This window comes from Paraburkholderia sp. XV, from assembly GCF_020177535.1.
In the GTDB taxonomy this organism is placed as follows: Bacteria; Pseudomonadota; Gammaproteobacteria; order Burkholderiales; family Burkholderiaceae; genus Paraburkholderia; species Paraburkholderia caribensis.
Map to the genome: position 1 here is coordinate 1 of NZ_JAGUUD010000251.1, position 2,324 is coordinate 2,324.

At 66.0% G+C, this 2,324-nt stretch carries 2 protein-coding genes; both read right to left on the reverse strand.

The window, feature by feature from the left end; genetic code table 11:
- On the reverse strand, positions 1-536 hold a 536-nt coding region (locus KFO72_RS41740), incomplete at its 3' end, for a response regulator (RefSeq protein WP_225034541.1).
- Positions 533-2,324, reverse strand: a 1,792-nt coding sequence (locus KFO72_RS41745) for an ATP-binding protein (protein ID WP_225034542.1), incomplete at its 5' end; no start/stop codon positions are given. The genes KFO72_RS41745 and KFO72_RS41740, both read right to left, overlap by 4 nt.

The following is a 2,324-nucleotide window of genomic DNA, read 5'->3' on the forward strand; positions in this document are numbered from 1 at the left end:
CGCGCCAGTTCTTCCGTGCGCAACGCGACGCGCCGTTCGAGATCGTCGCGTACCTGTTCGAGCGCCGCTTCCGTCTCCTTGCGCACCGCGACTTCATCCAGCAGTTGCCGGTTCTGCGCAACGAGTTGCTTGTGCATCGCGCGCAGTTCGAGATGCACGCCGACGCGCGCGAGCATCTCGTCGACGCGCAGCGGCTTGGTCACGTAATCGACACCGCCCGAGGAAAACCCTTCGACGCGGTCTTCATGGCCCGTCAGCGAAGTCATGAAGATCACAGCGATATCGCGCGTGCGTTCGTCACGCTTGAGCCGCCGGCAGGTTTCGAAGCCGTCGATGCCGGGCATCTTCACGTCGAGCAGAATCAGATCGGGCTGCGCGAAGGCCGCGCGTTCGAGCGCCTCCATACCGTCGAGCGCAACCAGCACGCGGATGCCGCGCGCCTCGAGACTGTCGACGACCACGCCGACATTGGCGGGCGTATCGTCGACGATCAGGATCGTGCCCGACGGCACGGCGGACGCAGCGACGTGGCTCATGATGCCGTGTTCCCTTCGAGATAGCGCTCCACCAGTTGCAGGATCGCCTTCGACTGCCAGGCACGCGCCAGTTGATGCAGCCGTGCCGCAAAGGCGGCGTGCGCCGGATCGCTCGCTGCCATCCGCTCGGCCCATTGCACGATGCCGCTCATGTTGCCGTCGCGCGCAAGCTGATGCAGCTCGCTCATTGCTTCGGCGGGAATGTTGACGGGAAAGGTCGCCGGCATCGGCGCCCCGGCGGGCGGCTGGACAGCCTCGCGAATCCAGTCGATACCGAGCAGCGCCGCGATTCGCGCGAGCAGCACGTCGAAATCGAGTGGCTTGCTGATGAACGCGTTCGCGCCCGCTTCCAGACTCCTCGCGCCGTCCACGCCGCACGGCGATGCCGAGATCGCGATGATCGGCGTGCACGCGAACGCGGGCATCGCGCGGAAGCGGCGCGTCACAGTCAGACCGTCGATGCCGGGCATCACGATGTCCGTGAGTATCAGATCGGGAGATTCCGTTTGCGCAAGCGCGATGCCATCGGCGCCGCTCGCGGACTCCACGGTGTCGAAGCCGATCCGCGTCAGCAGCTCGACGATGACGGCGCGGTTGATCTGCACGTCGTCGATCACCAGCACCTTGCGGCGCGGACCTTCGTAACCTGTGATGATCGCGGCGCCGCTCGTCACGTGGAGAATGCGCGGTTCCACGAGCGCGGGCGGCAGTTCGAACCAGAACACGCTGCCACGCCCGACGTCGCTCTCGACCTTCACCTCGCCGCCCATCGCGCGCACGAACTGGCGGCTGATCGCGAGGCCAAGCCCCGTGCCGCCCGCGCGGCGTTCGGTGCCGCCTGCCTGTTCGAAGGGCATGAAGATCTTCTCGTGATACTCGGCGGCGATGCCGATGCCCGTGTCGTGCACCTCGAAGCGGGCCGCGCCGTTTTCCGCGCGCCCGATGAACAGGCGCACGCTGCCTTCATCGGTGAACTTCATCGCGTTCGACAACAGATTGAGCAGCACCTGGCGCAAGCGATGCTCGTCGGCGCGCACGCCGCCCGGCGCATCGGCCGCAACCGTGCATTCGAACGCGAGCTTGCGCTGTTCGGCCTTCACGCCGATGATCTCGCGAATCGTATCGACGAGGCCCGCCAGCGGCACGTCGCAAATCTCGATGCGCAGCTTGCCCGCTTCGACCTTCGCGAAATCGAGCGTCTCGTCGATCAGCGCCAGCAGGTGCTCGCCGCTCTGCTGGATCACGGCAACGCCGTCGCGCTGACGCAGGCTGAGCGTGCTGTCGCGCCGGAGAATCTGCGCATAGCCGAGAATGCCGTTGAGCGGCGTGCGCAATTCGTGGCTCAGGTTCGCGAGGAACTCGCCTTTCGCGCGATTGGCCGCTTCCGCCATGTGCCGCGCTTCGCGCTCGACGGCTGCTTCGCGTTCGTCGAGATACGCGCGATGCAGCCGCATCCCCATTGCGTTGAACGCCGACACCACGCGGTCGAGCTCGTCCGGCTCGCGCGGCGGCTTGCGTTGCAGAACGAACGGCGAGGGCGGCTCGTGGAAATCGTAGTCGCTGACGCTGCGCGCGATCGCCGCGAGGTGCCGCGTGAGCAGCCGCCACAGAATGTAAAACGTGAACAGCGCGACGAGAAACGTATTCGCGCCCTGGCTCACGAGTATCACGAGCGCCGTGCGCGTCAGATCGTGATAGAGGTTGGCGAGTGTCGCCTCGACATACAGCGTGCCGATCTGCTCGACCTTGTCCTGCACGCGGTACACGATCGGGAACTCGCGGGCGACT